This is a genomic window from Streptomyces sp. NPDC055400 (assembly GCF_053644375.1).
In genome coordinates, this window is the sequence record NZ_JBSHLM010000015.1 from 25,385 (window position 1) to 43,124 (window position 17,740).

17 protein-coding genes are annotated in these 17,740 nt (G+C 71.9%); 10 read left to right on the top strand and 7 right to left on the bottom strand.

The features are described 5' to 3' along the window. Positions 1-42: 42 nt before the first annotated feature. The 3 genes from ACWIGU_RS33060 to ACWIGU_RS33070 are packed head-to-tail and all read left to right on the top strand — an operon-like array spanning position 43 to position 2,161. The gene (locus tag ACWIGU_RS33060) at positions 43-999 is read left to right on the top strand and encodes an AraC family ligand binding domain-containing protein (protein ID WP_454405344.1); all 957 of its coding nucleotides are present in this window, start codon (positions 43-45) and stop codon (positions 997-999) included. Beyond that, positions 912-1,856 carry an AzlC family ABC transporter permease gene (locus tag ACWIGU_RS33065; protein WP_454405345.1) on the top strand — a complete coding sequence of 315 codons (945 nt, stop codon included), beginning with the start codon at positions 912-914 and terminating at the stop codon, positions 1,854-1,856. Before ACWIGU_RS33060 ends, ACWIGU_RS33065 begins: the two co-directional genes overlap by 88 nt. Then, a complete protein-coding gene (locus ACWIGU_RS33070; protein WP_454405346.1) occupies positions 1,853-2,161 on the top strand; it encodes an AzlD domain-containing protein in 309 nt (102 codons plus the stop codon). The genes ACWIGU_RS33065 and ACWIGU_RS33070 overlap by 4 nt, the downstream gene beginning before the upstream one ends. Before the next feature lie 6 nt (positions 2,162-2,167). Here ACWIGU_RS33070 and ACWIGU_RS33075 read toward each other — a convergent pair whose 3' ends face one another. Next, positions 2,168-3,568, bottom strand: a complete 1,401-nt coding sequence (locus ACWIGU_RS33075; RefSeq protein ID WP_454405347.1) for an alkyl sulfatase dimerization domain-containing protein — start codon at positions 3,566-3,568, stop codon at positions 2,168-2,170. Between the two features lie 163 nt (positions 3,569-3,731). On the opposite strand from ACWIGU_RS33075, the gene ACWIGU_RS33080 reads away from it, so the two are divergent. Then, complete coding sequence (locus tag ACWIGU_RS33080; RefSeq protein ID WP_454405348.1) at positions 3,732-4,916, top strand: PucR family transcriptional regulator; 1,185 nt, start codon at positions 3,732-3,734, stop codon at positions 4,914-4,916. Between the two features lie 18 nt (positions 4,917-4,934). Here ACWIGU_RS33080 and ACWIGU_RS33085 read toward each other — a convergent pair whose 3' ends face one another. Further along, on the bottom strand, positions 4,935-5,888 hold the full coding sequence (locus ACWIGU_RS33085) for a hypothetical protein (RefSeq protein ID WP_454405349.1): 954 nt from the start codon (positions 5,886-5,888) through the stop codon (positions 4,935-4,937). Positions 5,889-5,967: 79 nt separating this feature from the next. Here ACWIGU_RS33085 and ACWIGU_RS33090 point away from each other — a divergent pair, with 79 nt between their 5' ends. Both ACWIGU_RS33090 and ACWIGU_RS33095 read left to right on the top strand, forming a co-directional pair. Next, complete coding sequence (locus tag ACWIGU_RS33090) at positions 5,968-6,162, top strand: DUF3046 domain-containing protein (RefSeq protein ID WP_454405350.1); 195 nt, start codon at positions 5,968-5,970, stop codon at positions 6,160-6,162. A 59-nt stretch (positions 6,163-6,221) separates the two neighbouring features. After that, positions 6,222-7,511, top strand: coding sequence for an AI-2E family transporter (locus tag ACWIGU_RS33095; protein WP_454405351.1), 1,290 nt, complete (start codon positions 6,222-6,224; stop codon positions 7,509-7,511). 16 nt (positions 7,512-7,527) lie between these two features. On the opposite strand, the gene ACWIGU_RS33100 is transcribed toward ACWIGU_RS33095, so the two are convergent. Both ACWIGU_RS33100 and ACWIGU_RS33105 read right to left on the bottom strand, forming a co-directional pair. Next, complete coding sequence (locus tag ACWIGU_RS33100) at positions 7,528-8,346, bottom strand: hypothetical protein (RefSeq protein ID WP_454405352.1); 819 nt, start codon at positions 8,344-8,346, stop codon at positions 7,528-7,530. Next, complete coding sequence (locus ACWIGU_RS33105; protein WP_454405353.1) at positions 8,346-8,783, bottom strand: hypothetical protein; 438 nt, start codon at positions 8,781-8,783, stop codon at positions 8,346-8,348. The genes ACWIGU_RS33100 and ACWIGU_RS33105 overlap by 1 nt, the downstream gene beginning before the upstream one ends. 609 nt (positions 8,784-9,392) lie before the next feature. On the opposite strand from ACWIGU_RS33105, the gene recA reads away from it, so the two are divergent. The 4 genes from recA (at position 9,393) to ACWIGU_RS33125 (ending at position 14,782) form a co-directional block, all read left to right on the top strand. Continuing rightward, positions 9,393-10,517, top strand: a complete 1,125-nt coding sequence (gene recA, locus ACWIGU_RS33110; RefSeq protein ID WP_326773806.1) for a recombinase RecA — start codon at positions 9,393-9,395, stop codon at positions 10,515-10,517. A gap of 3 nt (positions 10,518-10,520) precedes the next feature. Beyond that, on the top strand, positions 10,521-11,288 hold the full coding sequence (gene recX / locus ACWIGU_RS33115; protein ID WP_454405354.1) for a recombination regulator RecX: 768 nt from the start codon (positions 10,521-10,523) through the stop codon (positions 11,286-11,288). A gap of 210 nt (positions 11,289-11,498) precedes the next feature. Beyond that, entirely contained in the window at positions 11,499-12,245 is a 747-nt protein-coding gene (locus ACWIGU_RS33120; RefSeq protein ID WP_454405356.1) for an ArsR/SmtB family transcription factor, read from the top strand. Continuing rightward, positions 12,242-14,782 carry an FtsX-like permease family protein gene (locus ACWIGU_RS33125; protein WP_454405357.1) on the top strand — a complete coding sequence of 847 codons (2,541 nt, stop codon included), beginning with the start codon at positions 12,242-12,244 and terminating at the stop codon, positions 14,780-14,782. Before ACWIGU_RS33120 ends, ACWIGU_RS33125 begins: the two co-directional genes overlap by 4 nt. A 77-nt stretch (positions 14,783-14,859) precedes the next feature. On the opposite strand, the gene ACWIGU_RS33130 is transcribed toward ACWIGU_RS33125, so the two are convergent. The 3 genes from ACWIGU_RS33130 to ACWIGU_RS33140 all read right to left on the bottom strand — a co-directional run bounded on the left by ACWIGU_RS33130 (position 14,860) and on the right by ACWIGU_RS33140 (position 17,680). Then, on the bottom strand, positions 14,860-15,294 hold the full coding sequence (locus tag ACWIGU_RS33130; protein ID WP_454405533.1) for a rhodanese-like domain-containing protein: 435 nt from the start codon (positions 15,292-15,294) through the stop codon (positions 14,860-14,862). Between the two features lie 35 nt (positions 15,295-15,329). Next, complete coding sequence (locus ACWIGU_RS33135; RefSeq protein ID WP_454405359.1) at positions 15,330-15,857, bottom strand: cysteine dioxygenase; 528 nt, start codon at positions 15,855-15,857, stop codon at positions 15,330-15,332. 215 nt (positions 15,858-16,072) lie between these two features. Then, positions 16,073-17,680 (bottom strand): FAD-dependent monooxygenase, encoded by a 1,608-nt coding sequence (locus tag ACWIGU_RS33140; protein ID WP_454405360.1) that lies wholly within the window; start codon positions 17,678-17,680, stop codon positions 16,073-16,075. Between the last annotated feature and the right edge of the window lie 60 nt (positions 17,681-17,740).

Below are 17,740 nucleotides of genomic sequence, written 5' to 3' on the forward strand. Positions count from 1 at the left end.
CGGCGGGATGGCGCGGCCCGCTCGTGGCGCAGAATGGAACACATGGCGGGGTCGAGGACGAAGGAATGGGCCAGGCACTGGCGCTACGAACAGCTACCGGGCCTCGACCTGCTGCGGGCGCGCTACGTCCGCCACACCTTCCCCCGCCACAGCCACGACGGGTACGTCTTCGGTGCGGTCACCAGCGGGGTCGAGGACGTGGGCCTGCCGACGGGCACGGTGCACGCGGGCCCCGGGACCGTCGTCATGATCAACCCCGAGGTGGCGCACACTGCGCGGGCGGGGGAACCCGAAGGGTGGGCGTACCACACGCTCTATCCGTCGGCCGATGTCATAGCGGAGATCGCGGGCGAGACCATGGCGGTCCGAGGGACCGCCGCGTTCGCCGAGCCGATCGTGAGCGACCCGCAGGCGGCTCACCTCATCAGTGAGGTGCACCGCGCCGCCGAGGAGGGCAACGCGCTCGCCGCCGACAGCCTGCTGCGCGTCGTGGTCGCCCGGCTGCTGCGCGATCACGGGCAGCCCATGACCGCGCGCCCCATGCGGTCCGCCGGCGCCTCGATCGCGGCACGCGCGCGTGCCGTGCTCGTCGAGCGGATGGCCGAGCCGCCGTCCCTGGAGATCCTCGCCACCGAACTCGGCACCAGCCCGTTCGCTCTGCTGCGCGCCTTCAGGGACGCGTACGGCATGCCGCCGCACACCTGGCTCACCGACGCGCGCGTGCGGGCCGCCCGCCGCCTCCTGGACGGCGGCACGGCACCGGCGGACGCGGCCGTGACGGTCGGCTTCACGGACCAGCCGCACCTGAACCGGCACTTCACGCGGATCGTCGGCGTACCGCCCGGCGCCTACCAGCGGGAGCGCAAGAACGTACAAGACCCGGCCGCGCGCTTCCTCGTACCGTCACAGGCGTGGCAGAACAGACAACATCCGCAGCGATACGCACCGGATCAGGAAGCGCAGGGTCAGCACGGGAGCCTGGCGAGCCCGGGCAAGTAGGGACTCGCGGGGAGGGCCGGCCCACAGCAGGTGGGCAGGGGAGCGAAGGGGCCGGGAGCGGGTCTGGGAGCGGAGGGCCTGGGAGCGGTGGGCCTGAGAAGGCCGATTCCGCCGTCGTCCGGGACGCGCTCGGCGTCGGCGTCGCCGTCGGACTCTCCGGATTCGCCTTCGGCGTGACCTCGGCCGGCAGCGGCCTCAGTGTGCTCCAGACCTGCGCGCTCAGCCTGCTCGTGTTCACCGGGGCCTCGCAGTTCGCCCTCGTCGGCGCGATCGCGGCCGGCGGCAACCCGCTCACCGCCGCGGCGGGCGCCTTCTTCCTCGGCGTGCGCAACTCCTTCTACGGGCTGCGCCTGTCCCAGCTGCTCGCCCTCCCGCGCGTGCTGCGCCCCTTCGCCGCGCACTGGGTCATCGACGAGACCACGGCCGTCTCCCTCGCCCAGCCCACGCGCCGCAGCGCCCGTATCGGCTTCACCGTCACGGGACTCACCCTGTACGTGCTGTGGAACCTCACCACCCTGCTCGGGGCGCTCGGCGCGGAGGCCATCGGCGACACCGACGCCTGGGGGCTCGACGCGGCCGGACCAGCGGTCTTCCTGGCGCTGCTCGCGCCGATGCTGCGGACCTCGACGGAACGGGCCGTGGCCGGTGTCGCCGTCATCCTCGGCCTCGGGCTGCTGCCCGTCCTGCCGGCCGGCGTCCCGGTCCTGGTGGCCGCACTCGCCGCGCCGGCCGTGCTCTACGCAGAGGGGCGCCGGGCGGCACGGAGAGAGACCGGGAAGAGCCCGCACGATTGCCCGGACGAGAACTCACCAGCGACCTCGCAGGAGGCCGACCGCCGACAAGGAGAGGGCCGATGAACATCTGGATCGCGGTCGCGGTGACCGCACTAGGCTGTTACGCCGTCAAGCTCATCGGCCTCCTCGTGCCCGCCGGTGTCCTGGAACGGCCGCTGGTCCGACGACTGGCGGCCCTGCTCCCCGTGGCCCTGCTGGCCGCGCTCACGGCCCAGCAGACCTTCGCCGAAGGCACCACGCTCGTCCTCGACGCGAAGGCGGCCGGGCTGGCCGCGGCGGCGGTCGCGCTGATCCTGCGCGCGCCGTTCCTGGTCGTCGTCGCGGCGGCCGTTGTGGTCACGGCGGGGCTGCGCGCCGTCACGGGGTGAGCCCGGTCAGCAGCAGCCGTCCTCGTCGTCGACCACACCGACGCTGATCGCCCCTTCGGCCCGCTTGCGTCCCTCCGGGGAGCGCGTCAACTCCGTCTGCACGTCCGTACCGGCGAACACGGCTGCCGATTCGGCCGCGGCCCAGTGGAAGACTCCACGGGCCATGGTCGACGTCTCCTGGAGGGCACGCCGCGCGAACACGTCGGCACGCACGCGTGCCACCTCCTGGTCGGCGGGCGCCGCCAGGGCCGCCGTCTCCGCCAGATGCGAGGCGAGGCGCAGCTCCCCGGCGGCGAGCAGCTCGGAGGCGCGCAGCGCCAGCGTGGACGCCCCGCCCGCCGCCCGTGCGAACTCGGCCGCGACGTCCGCCTCCGGGGCGGGCTTGAGGTGCGCGGGGTTCTGGTCGTACCAGCCGCCCCACAGGCGCCACAGGTTGCGCACGACGAACTCCGGTTCGTCGTAGGCCGGGTGGAGGTACGGCTTCGCCAGCAGGTTCTCCGGAGCCTTCACGCCGTGGATGACCGCGTCGAGGCGGTGGCCCGTGTTCATCAGCTCCCTGGTCTGCTCGCACAGTGACTCCAGGAAGCCCGCGGTGTCGTCGAGAGCTTGGTGCACGCGGTCGGAGCCGACGACGGGAACGCCGTGCCCAGGCAGGAGGAGTTCGGCGCCGAGCCCCTGCATCGCGCGCAGGGCGCGCGCCCAGTCCTCCGGATACCGCTGCACCTTCTGGGGGTTGCCGGCGTTCGGCGTGTTCCAGATGAACAGGTCGCCCGTGCACAGCGTCCTGAGCTCAGGGATCCATACGTAGGTGTGGTCGTCGGTCTCCCCGCGCGCGTGCACGAGCTCGAACGTCAGCTCCCCGCGCCGCACGGTGAGACGGTCCCTGTAGACGACGTCCGGATAGCGGTATGTGGTGGGCCACTCCAAAGAGGGCACTCCGAACTGCCGGCGATTGATCCAGGAGTTGTAACCCGCCGTCCGGATGTAGCGGTCGAACCGCGCGGGGACGGCCTCGTGGGCGATCACTTCGGGGCGCGGTCCGCCCCTCTCGTCGGCCTCCTGGTCGAAGGGGGCCACCCCGAAGACGTGGTCCACGTGACCGTGCGTGTACACCACGGAGCGCACCGGTCCCGCGCCGAACCCGACGACCGCCTCATGCAGTTGGCCCGCCGTACGGAAGTCGCCCGAGTCGACGAGGACCACGCCGTCGCCCGTATCGAAGGCCGTTACGTTGGCGAACGCCGGGAAGAAGCCCACGCGGTCACGCAGGCGCACCAGTTCGCTCCCGGAGTACGTGCCCGTCAGATGAGGCAGCAGCGAATCGGCGCCCTGCCAGACCCGGTCGGCGTACTCCGAGTACTCGGAGTACTCGGTGTGCTGGGCGTCCCGCTCTTTGTGTTCGGTCATGTCCTCGGCTCCTTGTGCGCAGTGCGGTCGATCGCCACCGGCCACGAGTTTCGGCCCCCGATGTGAGATCGAACACCGCCTCATGTCACAAGTCCCACCCGTGGGTAATGTGACGCGTCACAAACGCAGTGCCGGTCCACGTCCATGGGGGAATGGAGGAACAGTGGCCCTGTCGCCCGAAGCCCGCTCCCTGGCCGCGCGCTGCGAACAGAGAGTCAACGAACTCGCCCGCCGCATGGCTCGCGAGTCGTTCGAGCAACTGCCCGGATACGCGGAACTCCCCGACGACGTGAAGGACTTGGAAGTCGCCGCGACCGCCCGGCACGGCGTACGGCTCTTCCTGCGCGGTGTCAGCGAGCCTGACCTGGTCCGGCCCGGCAGCCACCGGCTGTTCCGCGAGCGAGCCGCTCAGCGGGCCGAGGAGGGCATGCCGCTGCACCTCCTCCTGCGCGCCCACGCGTATGGCGTCTACGTCCTGTGGCAGGCCTTGCGTGACGCTGCGGGCCCCGGTGACGAAGGCGCGCTGGTCGAACTCGTCGACGTACTGCTGCAGTCGCACCCGGGGATCGTGGGTGCCGTGGCCGAGACGTATCTCGACGAGCGGTCCGCCCTGGAGGCCGAACAGCGGGCCCAGGTCCGCTCCCTGGTGCGCGGTCTGCTCGACGGGATGGTCCCGCCCGGGCACGTCCTCCTGGACCAGCTCCGCCTCGAAGGTCCCGCGCTCGTACTGGCCCTCGGCCTCGACGCGGATCCCGCCGAGGGCCGGGTCGCTGTGCGGCGCAGGCTGCGTCGGGTGCAGACCGCCCTGGACCACGCCTTCGGAGTGGAAGTGTTCGCGCTCCTGGAGGCCGACGGCGGGCGGGTCATCGTGCCCAAGGACTGCCCGGCCCCCGACGATCTGGCCGGCCGCCTCGCCAAGGCCGGCGGGTTCGAGGTCCGGGTGGCCGCCGTGCCGGCGGCCGGCCCCGAGGAGGTGCCCGCGTCGGCCCGCACCGCGACCGAGATCCTGCGCATCACGCGCGCGTGCGGAATCCCGGCCGGACTGCACCGCCTGGACGACGTGCTCCTGGAGTACCACCTGTCCCGTCCCAGCGCGACGAGCCATCGGATAGCGGCCCTCCTGGATCCGCTGGCGGACCGGCCCGAACTCCTGGAGACCCTGCGGACCCATCTTGCCCACCAGCAGGACCGCAGGGCGACAGCCGCCGTGCTCGGCCTGCATCCCAACACGGTCGACAACCGGCTTGCCCGCATCGGCGAGCAGACGGGCATCGACCTGTCGGCTCCGCGCGGGACGGCGCTCGCCATCGCCGCGCTTCTCCTGAGGGACGCGGCCGACACACCCTGAGGCGCCTCCACGAAGGCGTCAGGTGATGGGCCGCCCGTACGCCCGCAGCGTGCGCAGCGCCTCGACCGTCACCATCGGGCGCGCCTCCAGCGCGGCTGCCGGAGCCCACTGGCGCCAGCGGATCGGCCACCCGCCGTCGTCCTGCTGCTCGCCCGCGAGGAAGTCCAGCGAGCGCGCCATCTCCTCATCCGTGAACCACGCGCGCGCCAGCGACTCCGGAGTCTTCGCGTAGTCGTGCGGAAGGTGGTGCTCACCCGGCGCGTACCCGGGCGCTACGGGGTACTGCCCCGGCCGCTCGGGATCGAGCAACGCAAGCCGCTGCTCGCGCACGAGCCGGCCGAGCCGGTCGGCGGCCGCCTCCGCCCGCGGGCGGTCGGGCGCGCCGTCCAGGAAGGCCACGGCCGCCTCGATCTCGTAGGGATGGGACTTCTTCAGGGACTCGACCGCGGCCCAGCAGAAGTCGGTCGCCCGGAACAGCCACGCGTGCCACACCTGGTTCCGGTGCAGCAGGCCGACCACGGGGCCCGTGGCGAGCAGCTCGCTCGGCGGGTCGTCCACCACCGGCACGAAAGGCGCGCACGGGTATCCGCGCTGGCTGGGATGGATCGCCGGGAGAGCGCCCTCCGGGGTCGACACGGACGTCAGATAGCGGCACACGCGCTCCACCCGCTGGCCGCTGCAACGGCCGATCGAGTCGAGGACACGCAGCGCCTGACTGGTGTGCAGCGGCTGGCTCACCGGGCCGCGGAGATCGGGCTCGAGGGCGTGACCGTAACCCTCGTCCTCGTTGCGGTAGGCGGCGAGGGCGGTCTCGACGGCGTCTGCGCCCGCCCGGCCCGCGCCGAGGAAGTGGTAGGCGAAGCGGCGCTGATCCAGCACGCGCGCGGTCAGCCAGATGAACTGCTCGGCACGGGAGAGCGGGGAGGGCGCCGAGGTGGTCTGAGGGAGTGGGGATGCTCCGTTTTCGGCCATGCACCGACGGTAGGACGGAAAGCGTTCTCGGTGAGCCTTCCGTGCCGGGCTGCACTCTCAGGGGCGGGATACTGGTGTCATGCGGTTGACGGTCTTCTGGCAGCGGATGGCGGATCACTTCGGTCCTGGCTACTCCGAAACATTCGCGCGTGATCATGTGATGACGGAACTCGGTGGGCGCACGGTGCACGAGGCGCTCGATGCCGGCTGGGAGGCGAAGGACGTGTGGCGTGCGGTGTGCGCCACGATGAATGTTCCGTCGGAGAACCGCTGACCTGCTCGAACGAGCGGGGGCGGTGCCCGGCTGTCAGTGGCGTGGGCGAGACTGGCTCCGTGGCACCCACAGACGAGACCTTGCAGGCGACAGCCGATGCCTCCCCGCCCGGCCCGACGCCCCCCGGGGGCGGGGCCGCGAGCGTGCGTGCGCGGATGCCGGGCTGGCTGCCGCGGGCCATGGTGCTCGCCCTGGCCCTCATCGCCTGCTTCCAGCTGGGAAGTTGGGCGTTCCATCAGCTCACCGGGTTGTTGATCAACGTATTGATCGCGTTCTTCCTGGCCCTCGCCGTGGAGCCGGCGGTCAGCTGGATGGCCGGGCGCGGCATGCGCCGGGGGCTGGCCACCGGGATCGTCTTCCTGGGCGTCACGATCGCCGGCGCGGGTTTCGTGGTCCTGCTCAGCTCGATGCTCGCGGGCCAGATCGTCAGCATGGTCGAGGACTTTCCCGAGTACCTCGACTCGGTGATCAACTGGATCAACCAGACGTTCCACACGGACCTGAGCAGGGTCGCCGTCCAGGACAGCCTGCTCCACTCCGACTGGCTCCAGAAGTACGTGCAGAACAGCGCGAGCGGCGTCCTTGACGTGTCCGGGCAGGTCCTCGGGGGCCTGTTCCGGCTGCTGACGATCCTGCTGTTCTCGTTCTACTTCGCCGCCGACGGTCCCCGGCTCCGGCGCGCGCTGTGCTCGGTGCTGCCGCCCGCCAAGCAGGCGGAGGTGCTGCGCGCCTGGGAGATCGCGGTCGACAAGACCGGCGGTTATCTCTACTCGCGCGGCCTGATGGCACTGATCTCCGGGATCGCGCACTACATCCTGCTCGAGGCCCTGGGCGTGCCCTACGCGCCCGTGCTCGCCGTCTGGGTCGGCCTGGTGTCCCAGTTCATCCCGACCATCGGCACGTATCTGGCGGGCGCCCTGCCGATGCTGATCGCCTTCACGGTCGACCCCTGGTACGCGCTGTGGGTGCTGATCTTCGTAGTCGTCTACCAGCAGTTCGAGAACTATGTGCTCCAGCCCAAGCTGACCGCGAAGACCGTGGACATCCACCCGGCGGTCGCCTTCGGATCCGTCATCGCGGGCACGGCGCTCCTCGGCGCGGTCGGCGCGCTGATCGCCATCCCCGCGGTGGCGACGCTGCAGGCATTCCTCGGGGCGTACGTGAAGCGCTACGCCGTCACGGACGACCCGCGGGTGCACGGCCATCGGACCAGATCCGGTTCGTCCCCCCTCGCGCGCATACGGGCCGCCCTGCGTAACCCGGACGATCCGAGGGGCGAAGCGGCGCCCGGGCAGGAACCGGAAGGGGACGCGGACGACCCCCGTGACGGCTCCGAGCAGCCGTCCTAGGCGGGCTTCCTAGGTCTCAGTAGGTGATCGCCGCCCAGATCCCGGCGGCGGCGACGGCTGCCGCGTAGCAGGCGACCGCACCGCGCATCACGCCGTACCTGGTCCTCTCGCTCCATGCCGTACGGGACATCAGCCAGGCCAGCGCGGGCAGGACGAGCACGGCGTGCAGGCTGACGCCGTGCAGCGGCTTGAGGGGCGCGGTCGAGTGGTAGGCCGCCTCCTGGTGGCCGGTCTTCGTGAGGATCACCCCGCGCGCGATCATCGCGGCGCCGGACGCCAGCGCGACGAGCAGAATCGCGAACCCGGACCGCAGTGCGAGCGGCATCCCCGTGGGCCCCGACGGCCGGCGCCGGAACGAGGCGACCGCGAACACGGAGAGCAGCACGACCAGGATCCCGCCGCCCACCGCGAGGGACATGGACACGGCGGTGTTGAAGCCGGACTCCATGTTGAGATGCGACGGCACCCGCCGCCACGCCTGGAGGGTGATCCCGCCGACCTCCAGGACGCAGTCGGCGGCGAACACGACGAGCAGGACGTTCCTGGCGCGGGCACCGATCCGCAGATACGACGTCACCCAGGTGAGCGCGATCAGCGTCAGGCCGAAGGAGACGCCGAACGTGACCGGCTTGCGCCACGAGACAGGGCCGTCCCATGGCCCTCCGTCGACCGCGAAGACCAGCAGGTGGGCGAGGCCGGAGAGGGTGAGTACGGCGCCGGTGGCGTAGCAGAGGCGCTCGGAGGGGCGGGCGGCGCGCCACGGGTCCCGTACCGCGCCGGTCAGGGCGGGGCCGGTCGGGCCCGGCAGGGGAGTGGCTGCAGTGGGCGAGGACATCAGACGCGCACCTCCTTGGGACGGCCGAACCGCAGTGCGGACATGGCGCCGGCCACGACCATGCCGGCCAGGGCGAGGAGCTCGGCCAGAGTGGAGACGATCAGCAGGGAGTCGCCGTAGGAGAGGTGGTCGCCGGTGTTGGGGGTGACGACTGCGCCGACGCCGATGAACAGACCGACGGCCAGGGCGAGCCCGGCGGTCCAGCGGTTCGGCCGCCAGGCCGGCAGCGAGGCGGCCACCACCGGGATGACGAGGCCGGGCGGCACGGCGGGGTAGTCCGCGCCGGCCACGACCTGGCCGACGATCGACAGGGCGAGCAGCGCCAGGGCGGCGAGCGTGACGACGACGGTGGGGCGCCGGACCGGGCGGCGGTCTCGCGGGCGCTTGAGGAGCTGGTCCTGCGGGATCCCCGGGCGGTGGTTCTGCGCGTTCTCCATGGCGCAAGCCTCGCGAACGGGGGACGCGCCGTCGTCCCCCGGCCGAAGACACCGCCTGTACGCCGGGGGGAGTATCCCCGGCGGGGGAGTGGCCGGTGGCCTGCCGGTGATGGCCTGGCTTCAGGCTGGGCGGCTGGTCGAGACCGGGCTCTCAGGAGGGGCCATAGGTCACCACCGACCCGCGGAGGGCGAGGCCGACGCGGGCGAAGCACGCGTGCGCGAGGTCTTCCCGGAGTCGCTCGCATCCGGCCCGCACCCGGCCAGAGAGAGGAGGAGTACAGCGGACAGCACCGCGGCCGTGCAGCGCAGGGGCAGGGGCGTCTGCGGACCCTCCAGGCCCGGGAGCCCCAAAGCCGTCTCAGGGGGCGCCAGAGTCTACGAGCTTCCGCATCGCAGGGCGCGTGGTGCGCTTGACACCAAAATCGAACATCCATTCTTATGGAGTGTCTGGCGGCTCTCTCCCCAGTGTTTCCGGGGATTTCGGTGAGAGCGGCAGGGCTGCGAGCCTCGAGTTATCCACAGGCGGACGGGCGCCGAGGCCGATTGTCAGTGGCAGGCGCTAGCGTCATTGACGTGAAGCGATCGACTCAAGCAAATCGGGTGGAACCCATGGCAGGTACTGACCGCGAGAAGGCGCTCGACGCCGCGCTCGCACAGATTGAACGGCAATTCGGCAAGGGCGCAGTGATGCGCATGGGCGAGCGGCCGAATGAGCCCATCGAGGTCATCCCCACCGGGTCGACCGCGCTCGACGTGGCCCTCGGTGTCGGCGGTCTGCCGCGCGGCCGTGTGGTGGAGGTGTACGGGCCGGAGTCCTCCGGTAAGACGACCCTGACGCTGCACGCCGTGGCCAACGCGCAGCGGGCCGGCGGCGCCGTGGCGTTCGTGGACGCCGAGCACGCGCTCGACCCGGAGTACGCGAAGAAGCTCGGCGTCGACATCGACAATCTCATCCTGTCCCAGCCGGACAATGGCGAGCAGGCGCTCGAGATCGTCGACATGCTGGTCCGCTCCGGCGCGCTCGACCTGATCGTCATCGACTCTGTCGCCGCCCTGGTGCCGCGCGCGGAGATCGAGGGCGAGATGGGCGACTCGCACGTGGGTCTGCAGGCCCGCCTGATGAGCCAGGCGCTCCGGAAGATCACCAGCGCGCTCAACCAGTCGAAGACCACCGCGATCTTCATCAACCAGCTGCGCGAGAAGATCGGCGTGATGTTCGGCTCCCCGGAGACGACGACCGGTGGCCGTGCGCTGAAGTTCTACGCCTCGGTGCGACTCGACATCCGCCGTATCGAGACGCTGAAGGACGGCACCGACGCGGTCGGTAACCGCACGCGCGTCAAGGTCGTCAAGAACAAGGTCGCGCCGCCCTTCAAGCAGGCCGAGTTCGACATCCTCTACGGCCAGGGCATCAGCCGCGAGGGCGGCCTGATCGACATGGGCGTGGAGAACGGCTTCGTGCGCAAGGCCGGCGCCTGGTACACGTACGAGGGCGACCAGCTCGGCCAGGGCAAGGAGAACGCGCGCAACTTCCTGAAGGACAACCCCGACCTGGCCAACGAGATCGAGAAGAAGATCAAGGAGAAGCTGGGCGTCGGTGTGAAGCCGGAGGCGCCCACGGCCGAGCCCGGTGCCGACGCGGCGGGTGCCACCCCCGCCGAGGACGCGGCCAAGACGGTGCCCGCGCCCGCGGCCAAGGCCACCAAGTCCAAGGCCGCGGCGGCCAAGAGCTAGTCCGTGACGCGACGAACCGACTGGGCCGATCACGCCTACCCCGCCTCCCCGGCGGACCTGGGCGACGGGGGCCCGGGCGACCTGGACGGGCACGGGGCGCCACGTGACGGCGACGGACCGAGCGACGGCAACGGCGCACGGGGCGGTGGCGGTACCCGTGGCGGCGGGCGCAGCCGTGGCCGTCGGCGCGGTGGCTTCGGCGAAGGGGCCGGAGGGCGACATGGCAGCGGCTCCCCATCCTCGTCGGGGGCCGAGTCGGGGGAGCCGCCTGCCGACCCGGCCGAGCGGGCGCGCGGCATCTGCCTGCGCCTGCTCACCGGACAACCGCGCACGCGCAAGCAACTCGCCGACGCGCTGGCGAAGCGGGACATCCCCGATGAGGTGGCGGAGGAAGTGCTGTCCCGCTTCGAGGAGGTCGGCCTGATCAACGACGGCGCCTTCGCGGACGCCTGGGTGGAGTCGCGGCACCACGGCCGGGGGCTGGCCCGGCGGGCGCTCGCCCGGGAGCTGCGTACCAAGGGGGTGGACTCCGCGGTGATCGACGAGGCCGTCGGGCAGCTCGACTCCGAGCAGGAGGAGGAGACCGCACGCGAGCTCGTGGCCCGCAAGCTCCGCTCCACACGCGGCCTCGACCGCGACAAGCGCCTCCGCCGCCTCGCGGGCATGCTCGCCCGCAAGGGATACCCGGAGGGCATGGCGCTCAGGGTGGTCCGCCAGGCGCTGGAGGAAGAGGGCGAGGAGACCGAGGACCTCGGGCTGGGGGACTTCTAGCCCCCCGGGTGAGAACTCTGAGCTTCGCTCGGTAAGGGGCTGAGCCCTGCCGGGTGAGGGGCCGGTGAGCTCCGCCTGGTGAGGGGGAGGGCGGCGTCGGTACGGGGGTCCGACGCCGAACTCGCCCTCACCCAGGTGGGGTTAACCCCCGGGGCATGACGCCAGGTCACCGCAGTGCACGGGGATGTGTGCACAGGCGACTGTGTACGCATGACACCGGAACCCGGCTCCGCCGCTCCCGCCGGCGGCCAGGAGCTGAGCGATCTCAGCGCTCTGAAGGCGCTGGCCCAGCCCCGCCGCCAGCAGATCCTCCAGCACCTCACCCTCCACGGCCCCGCGACCTCGGCGATGCTGGCCCGCGACCTCGGGCTCAACACCGGCGCCACCAGCTACCACCTGCGTGAGCTGGCCCGCTACGGATTCACCGAGGAGAGCTCGCCCCCGAACCAGAGTGTGGGCGGGCGCGAGCGCTGGTGGCGAGCCGTCCCGGGCGACCGCCGATTCCCACCCCGCAGCCGTCAGAGCCCCGAAACCCGGCTCGTCATGGACGAGTTGAGCCACCTCTCGTACGACGCCGATCTCGAGCTGTTCGAGCGGCTCCATCGGCAGGGGCAGGACCTGGGGGAGTGGGCCGACGCCTTCCCGTACTCACGCGGCGCGATCCGGCTCACGCTGCCCGAACTCCGCACGTTCTTCCAGGAGTTCATCGCGCTCCTCAACCGCTACAAGCGTCCCGACGGCGAGACTCCGGACGGCGCACGCACCGTCCTGACCCGCCTGCTCGCCTTCCCCGCGCCGGCCCACCCCGACGACGCCGACGACGCCCGCCCCCACGACGCCCAGGCCACGGCGCGCCAAGCTCCGGCCGACGTAAAACAGGCTCCGGTCGGCGGAAACCAGGCCCAGGCCGAGGAAATCCAGGCCCTCGACAACACCGCAGAGACGGACACGCCATGATGCTGCGCTACGCACTGCACACCGTCCGGGACCGCAAAGGCGGGTTCCTCGGTGCCTTCCTCGCCCTCATGTGCGCGGCCGCCCTCATCACGGCCTGCGGCACCCTTCTGGAGACCGGCCTGCGCGGCACCATTCGCACCGAGCGGTACGCGGCCGCCCCCGTCCTCGTCTCCGCCGACCAGAACGTCCACAAGACCACGGTCAAGCACAAGAAGGGCAAGACCAAGGTCAAGCACAAGGCCAAGCCGATCGCCGAGCGGGCCTGGCTGCCTCAGGACACCGCGCGACGGCTCCGCGACCTCCCCGGCGTCGAGCAGGTCATCCCCGAACTCACCTTCCTGGCCCAGCCCTTGCCGCCAGGAGCCGCAGACCCCGACAGGCCCGCGTACGGGCATGCCTGGAACTCCGCCGCGCTGACCCCCTACGCTCTGACAGCAGGCACCGCACCCACCAAGCCCCAGGATCTCGTCGTGGACCGGGACCTGGCCGACCGCGCCCACCTCGCGCCCGGAGACAGTCTCACCGTCCAGTCCGCCCAGGCACCGCGCACCTACCGCGTCACCGGAATCGCCGCGCCCGCCGGGCACGCGTCAGTGACCCACCAGACCTCCCTGTTCTTCACCACCTCAGAGGCCCGGCGTCTCGCCGGCCACCCCGGCCAGGTCACGGCCCTCGGCGTCAACCCCGCGCCCGGCCAGAAGCCGGCAGAGCTGGCGCGTGCCGTCGCGAAGGCTCTCGACGGCACGACCGCCCAGGTCACCACCGGCGACGCCCGGGGCCCCGTCGAGTTCCTCGACGCCGCGGGAGCCCGCATCAAGCTCGTCAGCATGGGCGGCGCGATGGGCGGCACCTCCCTCCTCGTCGCCGTCCTGGTCGTCGTCGGCACCTTCGCGCTCTCCGTCCAGCAACGTCACCGCGAACTCGCCCTGTTGCGCGCCATCGCCGCCACGCCCGGGCAGATCCGCAAGCTCCTCGGACGTGAGGCGCTCATCGTCGGGGCCGCCGCGGGCGTCCTCGGCTCCCTCGCCGGGCTCCCGCTCGGAGGATGGCTGTACCACCGCTTCGTCGAGCTCGGAGCGGTGCCGCCGACCCTCGAACGGACCGTCAGCGTCTTCCCCCTGTTCGCGGCCGTGGGTGCCACGCTGCTCGGCGCCTGGGCCGCCGCCCGGATCTCGGCCCGCCGCATCGCCCGTATCCGCCCCGCCGAAGCGCTCGCGGAGGCCAGAGTCGAGCGTTCTCGGCCCGCCTGGGGTCGCATCGCAGCCGGAATCGCGCTTCTCGCGGGCGGCGCCGTCCTCGTAGCCGTACTCAGCGTGCTGCGCACCGAACCCGCTTCAACTCCCGGTACGTTCCTCGCCGTTGTCGTCCTCGCCTCCTCCGCCGCGCTGCTCGGCCCGCTCCTGGTGAAGGGCGCCGCGGCCCTCCTCGCCGGACCTCTGCGCCTTGCGGGACCCGGCGGGAGACTGGCCACCGCCAACCTCCGCGGCAACGCGGCCCGGATGGCCGCCGTCGTCACCCCGCTCGCCCTCCTCATCGGCATGACCTGCACCGTCCTGTTCACCCAGCCGACCCTGGGCAACGCGGCCCGCGCCCAGGCACGCGAAGGCATCCGGGCAGACTGGATCGTCGCGGCGCAGGGTCCCGGTGTGCCCGCCGAGGCCGCACGCGAGATCCGTAGAACCAAGGGCACAGTCGCGACCGAGGTCGTCCGCACCACCGTGCGCGCAGGACTTGCGAAGTACCCGGCTCAGGGAGTCACCCGCGAAGGCCTCACGCGCACGTGGGACCCGGACGTCACGGCGGGATCGCTGAAGGATTTCCGGCAGGACGGCGTCGCCGTCAGTGAACTAGCCGCCGACCAGCTCCACTTGAAGCCCGGCAGCAGGCTGAAGCTGACGCTCGGGGACGGCACACCGGCCACCCTCACCGTGACGGCCGTCTACGCGAAGGGTCTCGGCTTCGGCGATCTGACCCTGGCCCATGACCTGGTGGCCCGGCACGTCGACAATCCCCTCGCCTCCTCCGTACTCGTCAGGACCAGCCGTACACAGAAACAACTGGCGAGCACCGTTCGGGAGTTCCCGGGTCTGCGTGTCCTCGCCCCCGCCACGGCCGACGACCTCCAGGCCGAACGCCAGCAGGACAACGCCGAAGTCAACCTGCTCGCCATGGGTCTGATCCTCGCGTTCACCGCGATCGCCGTCGTGAACACCCTCGCGATGTCGGTCTCCGAACGTGTCCGGGAGTTCGCGATGCTCCGCCTTGCCGGCGCGACCCGCCGCCAGGTCCTGCGGATGCTGCGCACCGAGGCCCTCGCCGTGCTGCTCCTCGGCACGACCCTGGGCAGCGGCATCGCGCTGGCCGTACTGACGGCGTTCAGCGTCGGCATGACCGGAAGCGCAGCCCCCTCTGTCGCACCCCTCGTCTACGTGGCCGTGGTCGCCGCCGCCGGACTCCTCGCGCTCACCGGGACCGCGCTGCCCGGCCGCGCCGCCCTGAAGCCCCGTCCGGTCGAGGTGGCAACAGCCAAGGAGTAAGGGGCGGCACGCAATGGTGGGTGCCCCTTACCTCGGGGGCGCCCACCGCCACGTACACCTGCAACCTCACGCGACCGTCACTCGGCCACCGGCAGCCCCGCCGCCTTCCACGCCTGGAAGCCGCCCACCAGATCGGTGGCCCGGTGCAGCCCCAACTGCCGCAGGGAGACGGCGGCGAGGCTCGACGCGTAGCCCTCGTTGCACACGACCACGACGCGCAGATCGTGGCTCGTCGCCTCGGCTGCGCGATGGCTGCCCTGGGGGTCGAGCCGCCACTCCAGTTCGTTGCGCTCCACCACGAGCGCCCCGGGGATCAGCCCGTCCCGCTCCCGCAGCGCCGCGTACCGGATGTCGACGAGTAGCGCGTCGCCCGCCGTGGCGGCCGCGTACGCCTCACCGGCCTCGACCCGGTCCAGACCGAGGCGCACCCGGTCGAGCAACTCGTCGATTCCCTCAGGCCGCTCACTCCGCGAGCCGCTCAAGCCACCCGTGCCACCCACGCCGCCACTCACCCCAGTAGTCACGTCACCCACCTTGCTCCCTCCGCTCACTGCCAGTCCTCCGGCCGCTCGACCGTCTCGAGCCGCAGCACCGCGCCCGCGCGGCTGTAGCGGCGGATCTGGGGGAGTGGCGGGTAGTAGGCGTGCACGGAGATCGCGTGCTCGCCGGCGGACTCGTTGAGGACCTCGTGCACATGGTGCTGTCCGAAGGCCCTGCCCTTGCCCGCGGCCAACGTCCGTTCGCGGTCCACGTCTTCGGACAGCTCAAGCGTCTTCCAGCCGTCGGCGGGCAGCCGGGCCGCGAGCGAGTTCTCCTTGAGTTCGCCCGACGCGGTGAGGAAGGCGCCGACGGACTCGGCGTGGTCGTGCCAGCCGGTGCCCGTGCCGGGCGGCCAGCCGATGAGCCATGCCTCGCTGCCGCCGGGCCCTTCGAGCCGCACCCATGTGCGGCCCTCGGGGTCCAGGGGGAGCGAGGCGATGAGTTCGTGGTCCTCGGCGGTACGCCGTACGAAGTCGAGGAGGTCACGCTGCGTGGGCGCGGTGGTCGCCAGGGAAGGGGAGGGTGAGGCAGACACAGATACCGTCCTGAAGGTTCGCGGAGAGCGCGCGAGAAGCCCCGGAAGAGCCGGTGAACCCGGGAAAAAGGGGATCGCGCAGAGGAAGAGGCGAATTCAGCAGGACGGGCGACACACGCAGCCCACATAGCGGACGAGGTCCATATGGACCCTCCGCCACAGGCGCACATCGGTGTCGGTCACGCTCCGGAGTACACCATGGCGGAGGGGGTCGGTCAACTCGTTCCGGCGGCGCTCCCGGCCTTCGCGCCGTTCTCCACGGGCCCCCCGAGCGCGGCTCGCGCGGCCGCGTACAGCTGTGCGGGATGCACCCCGCTCAGGGCCGTGACCAGGTGGCCGTCCGGGCGCACAAGCAGCACGGAGTGCGCCGGGGCGCCCGGGTAACTCTCCGCGACGAGCAGCTCCGCCTCGTGCGGCAGCGCCGTGACGGCGGCCGCGAGCCGTGGCATCACCCCGGCCGAGACCCAGTGCCGCCGCTCCCACACACCGGTGCCCGGCGCGATCAGAACGACGAGCAGGCGCCCGAGGCCGAGCCGCTCCCGCAGCCGGACGAAGGATCCGTCGGGCGCCGTGACCCGCACGTCCCGGACAGGCGCGCTCGGAGCCGTACCCACGTCGACCTCCGCTTCGCAGGGCTCCGGCGCCAGCGGCGACTCGGCGTACGCCCCCGGTGCTCCCAGCGCCCCGTGCCCCAGGTGACCGTCCGTGAGCAGCACATCATGGCCGCGCGTGGTTCCGGCGACGTACGAGCGCAGCCCTTTGCCGCCCCGCAGTATCGGCAGCGCCTGGTCGGCGGCGCGCAGCCGGCCCGCGACGACCGCGCGGCGCTCGGCCTGATAGCTGTCGAGGAGCGCCTCGTGCGGGCCCTCGTGCCAGGCGAGGGCCAGTTTCCAGGCGAGGTTGTCCGCGTCCCGCAGGCCCTCGTCGAGGCCCTGCGTGCCGAGCGCGCCGAGCAGGTGCGCCGCGTCACCGGCGAGGAAGACCCGGCCGACCCGCCACCGCCGGGCCAGGCGGTGGTGAACCGTGTGCACCCCCGTGTCCAGCAGCTCGTACGGCGGTGTCGAGCCGGCACACCAGCCGGCCAGCGTCTCCCGGATGCGGGTCACCAGGATGTCGGGCGTCACCAGCTCGCTGCGGGGCGGCAGCAGCCAGTCGAGGCGCCAGACGCCGTCGGCGAGGGGGCGGGCGACGACCTCCCCGCCGGACGGGCCCGACGTCCGCCAGGGAAGGCTCCGATGAAGCAACGCCTCGCCGGGCCAGGGAAGCTCCGTGCGCAGCGCGGCGACGGCGTGTCGCTCGACGGACGTGCGGCCTGGGAAGCGGATGTCGAGCAGCTTGCGGACCGTGGAGCGTGGACCGTCGCAGCCCACCAGGAAGCTCCCGCGCCACCAGGTGCCCTTCGGGCCGCGGGTGTGCGCGGTCAGTGCGCCGCTCTCCTGCTCGATCGAGTCGAGGCGGCTGTTCACGGCGACCTTGATGAGCCGCTCGTCGGCGGCGGCCTCCCGCAAGGCGCCCGTCAGCTCGTGCTGGGCCACATGCAGCGGAGAGAGCATCTGCTCACCGAAGGTGAGCTCCCGCATCACCTGTTTGCGCCGCAGGGAGCGCCAGCCGGTCCAGCGCGTGCCCGTCGCGTCGAAGGACGTCCGGGCGAGCCGCTCCACGAGGGCTGCGGTGTCCTCGCGGAGGATCACGGTCCGTGCGGGGCGCTGTTCGTCCTTGCCAGGGCCCTCGTCGAGCACGACGGAGGGCACCCCGTGGCGGGCGAGGGCGAGGGAGAGCGTGAGCCCGACAGGGCCGGCGCCGACGACGATCACCGGGTCCACGGCGCGGCTCCTCCTGCCCCAAGGAGTGCTGTGGGAGGCGTACAAGAAAGGGCAGTTGGA

Bases quoted from the DNA above. Each gene is read 5' to 3' on its own strand.
- ACWIGU_RS33085 (WP_454405349.1), bottom strand. From the start codon at position 5,888: ATGGCCGAAAACGGAGCATCCCCACTCCCTCAGACCACCTCGGCGCCC.
- ACWIGU_RS33105 (WP_454405353.1), bottom strand. From the start codon at position 8,783: ATGGAGAACGCGCAGAACCACCGCCCGGGGATCCCGCAGGACCAGCTC.
- ACWIGU_RS33125 (WP_454405357.1), top strand. From the start codon at position 12,242: ATGATGCTGCGCTACGCACTGCACACCGTCCGGGACCGCAAAGGCGGG.
- ACWIGU_RS33100 (WP_454405352.1), bottom strand. From the start codon at position 8,346: ATGTCCTCGCCCACTGCAGCCACTCCCCTGCCGGGCCCGACCGGCCCC.
- ACWIGU_RS33075 (WP_454405347.1), bottom strand. From the start codon at position 3,568: ATGACCGAACACAAAGAGCGGGACGCCCAGCACACCGAGTACTCCGAG.
- ACWIGU_RS33060 (WP_454405344.1), top strand. From the start codon at position 43: ATGGCGGGGTCGAGGACGAAGGAATGGGCCAGGCACTGGCGCTACGAA.
- recA (WP_326773806.1), top strand. From the start codon at position 9,393: ATGGCAGGTACTGACCGCGAGAAGGCGCTCGACGCCGCGCTCGCACAG.
- ACWIGU_RS33070 (WP_454405346.1), top strand. From the start codon at position 1,853: ATGAACATCTGGATCGCGGTCGCGGTGACCGCACTAGGCTGTTACGCC.
- ACWIGU_RS33120 (WP_454405356.1), top strand. From the start codon at position 11,499: ATGACACCGGAACCCGGCTCCGCCGCTCCCGCCGGCGGCCAGGAGCTG.
- ACWIGU_RS33090 (WP_454405350.1), top strand. From the start codon at position 5,968: ATGCGGTTGACGGTCTTCTGGCAGCGGATGGCGGATCACTTCGGTCCT.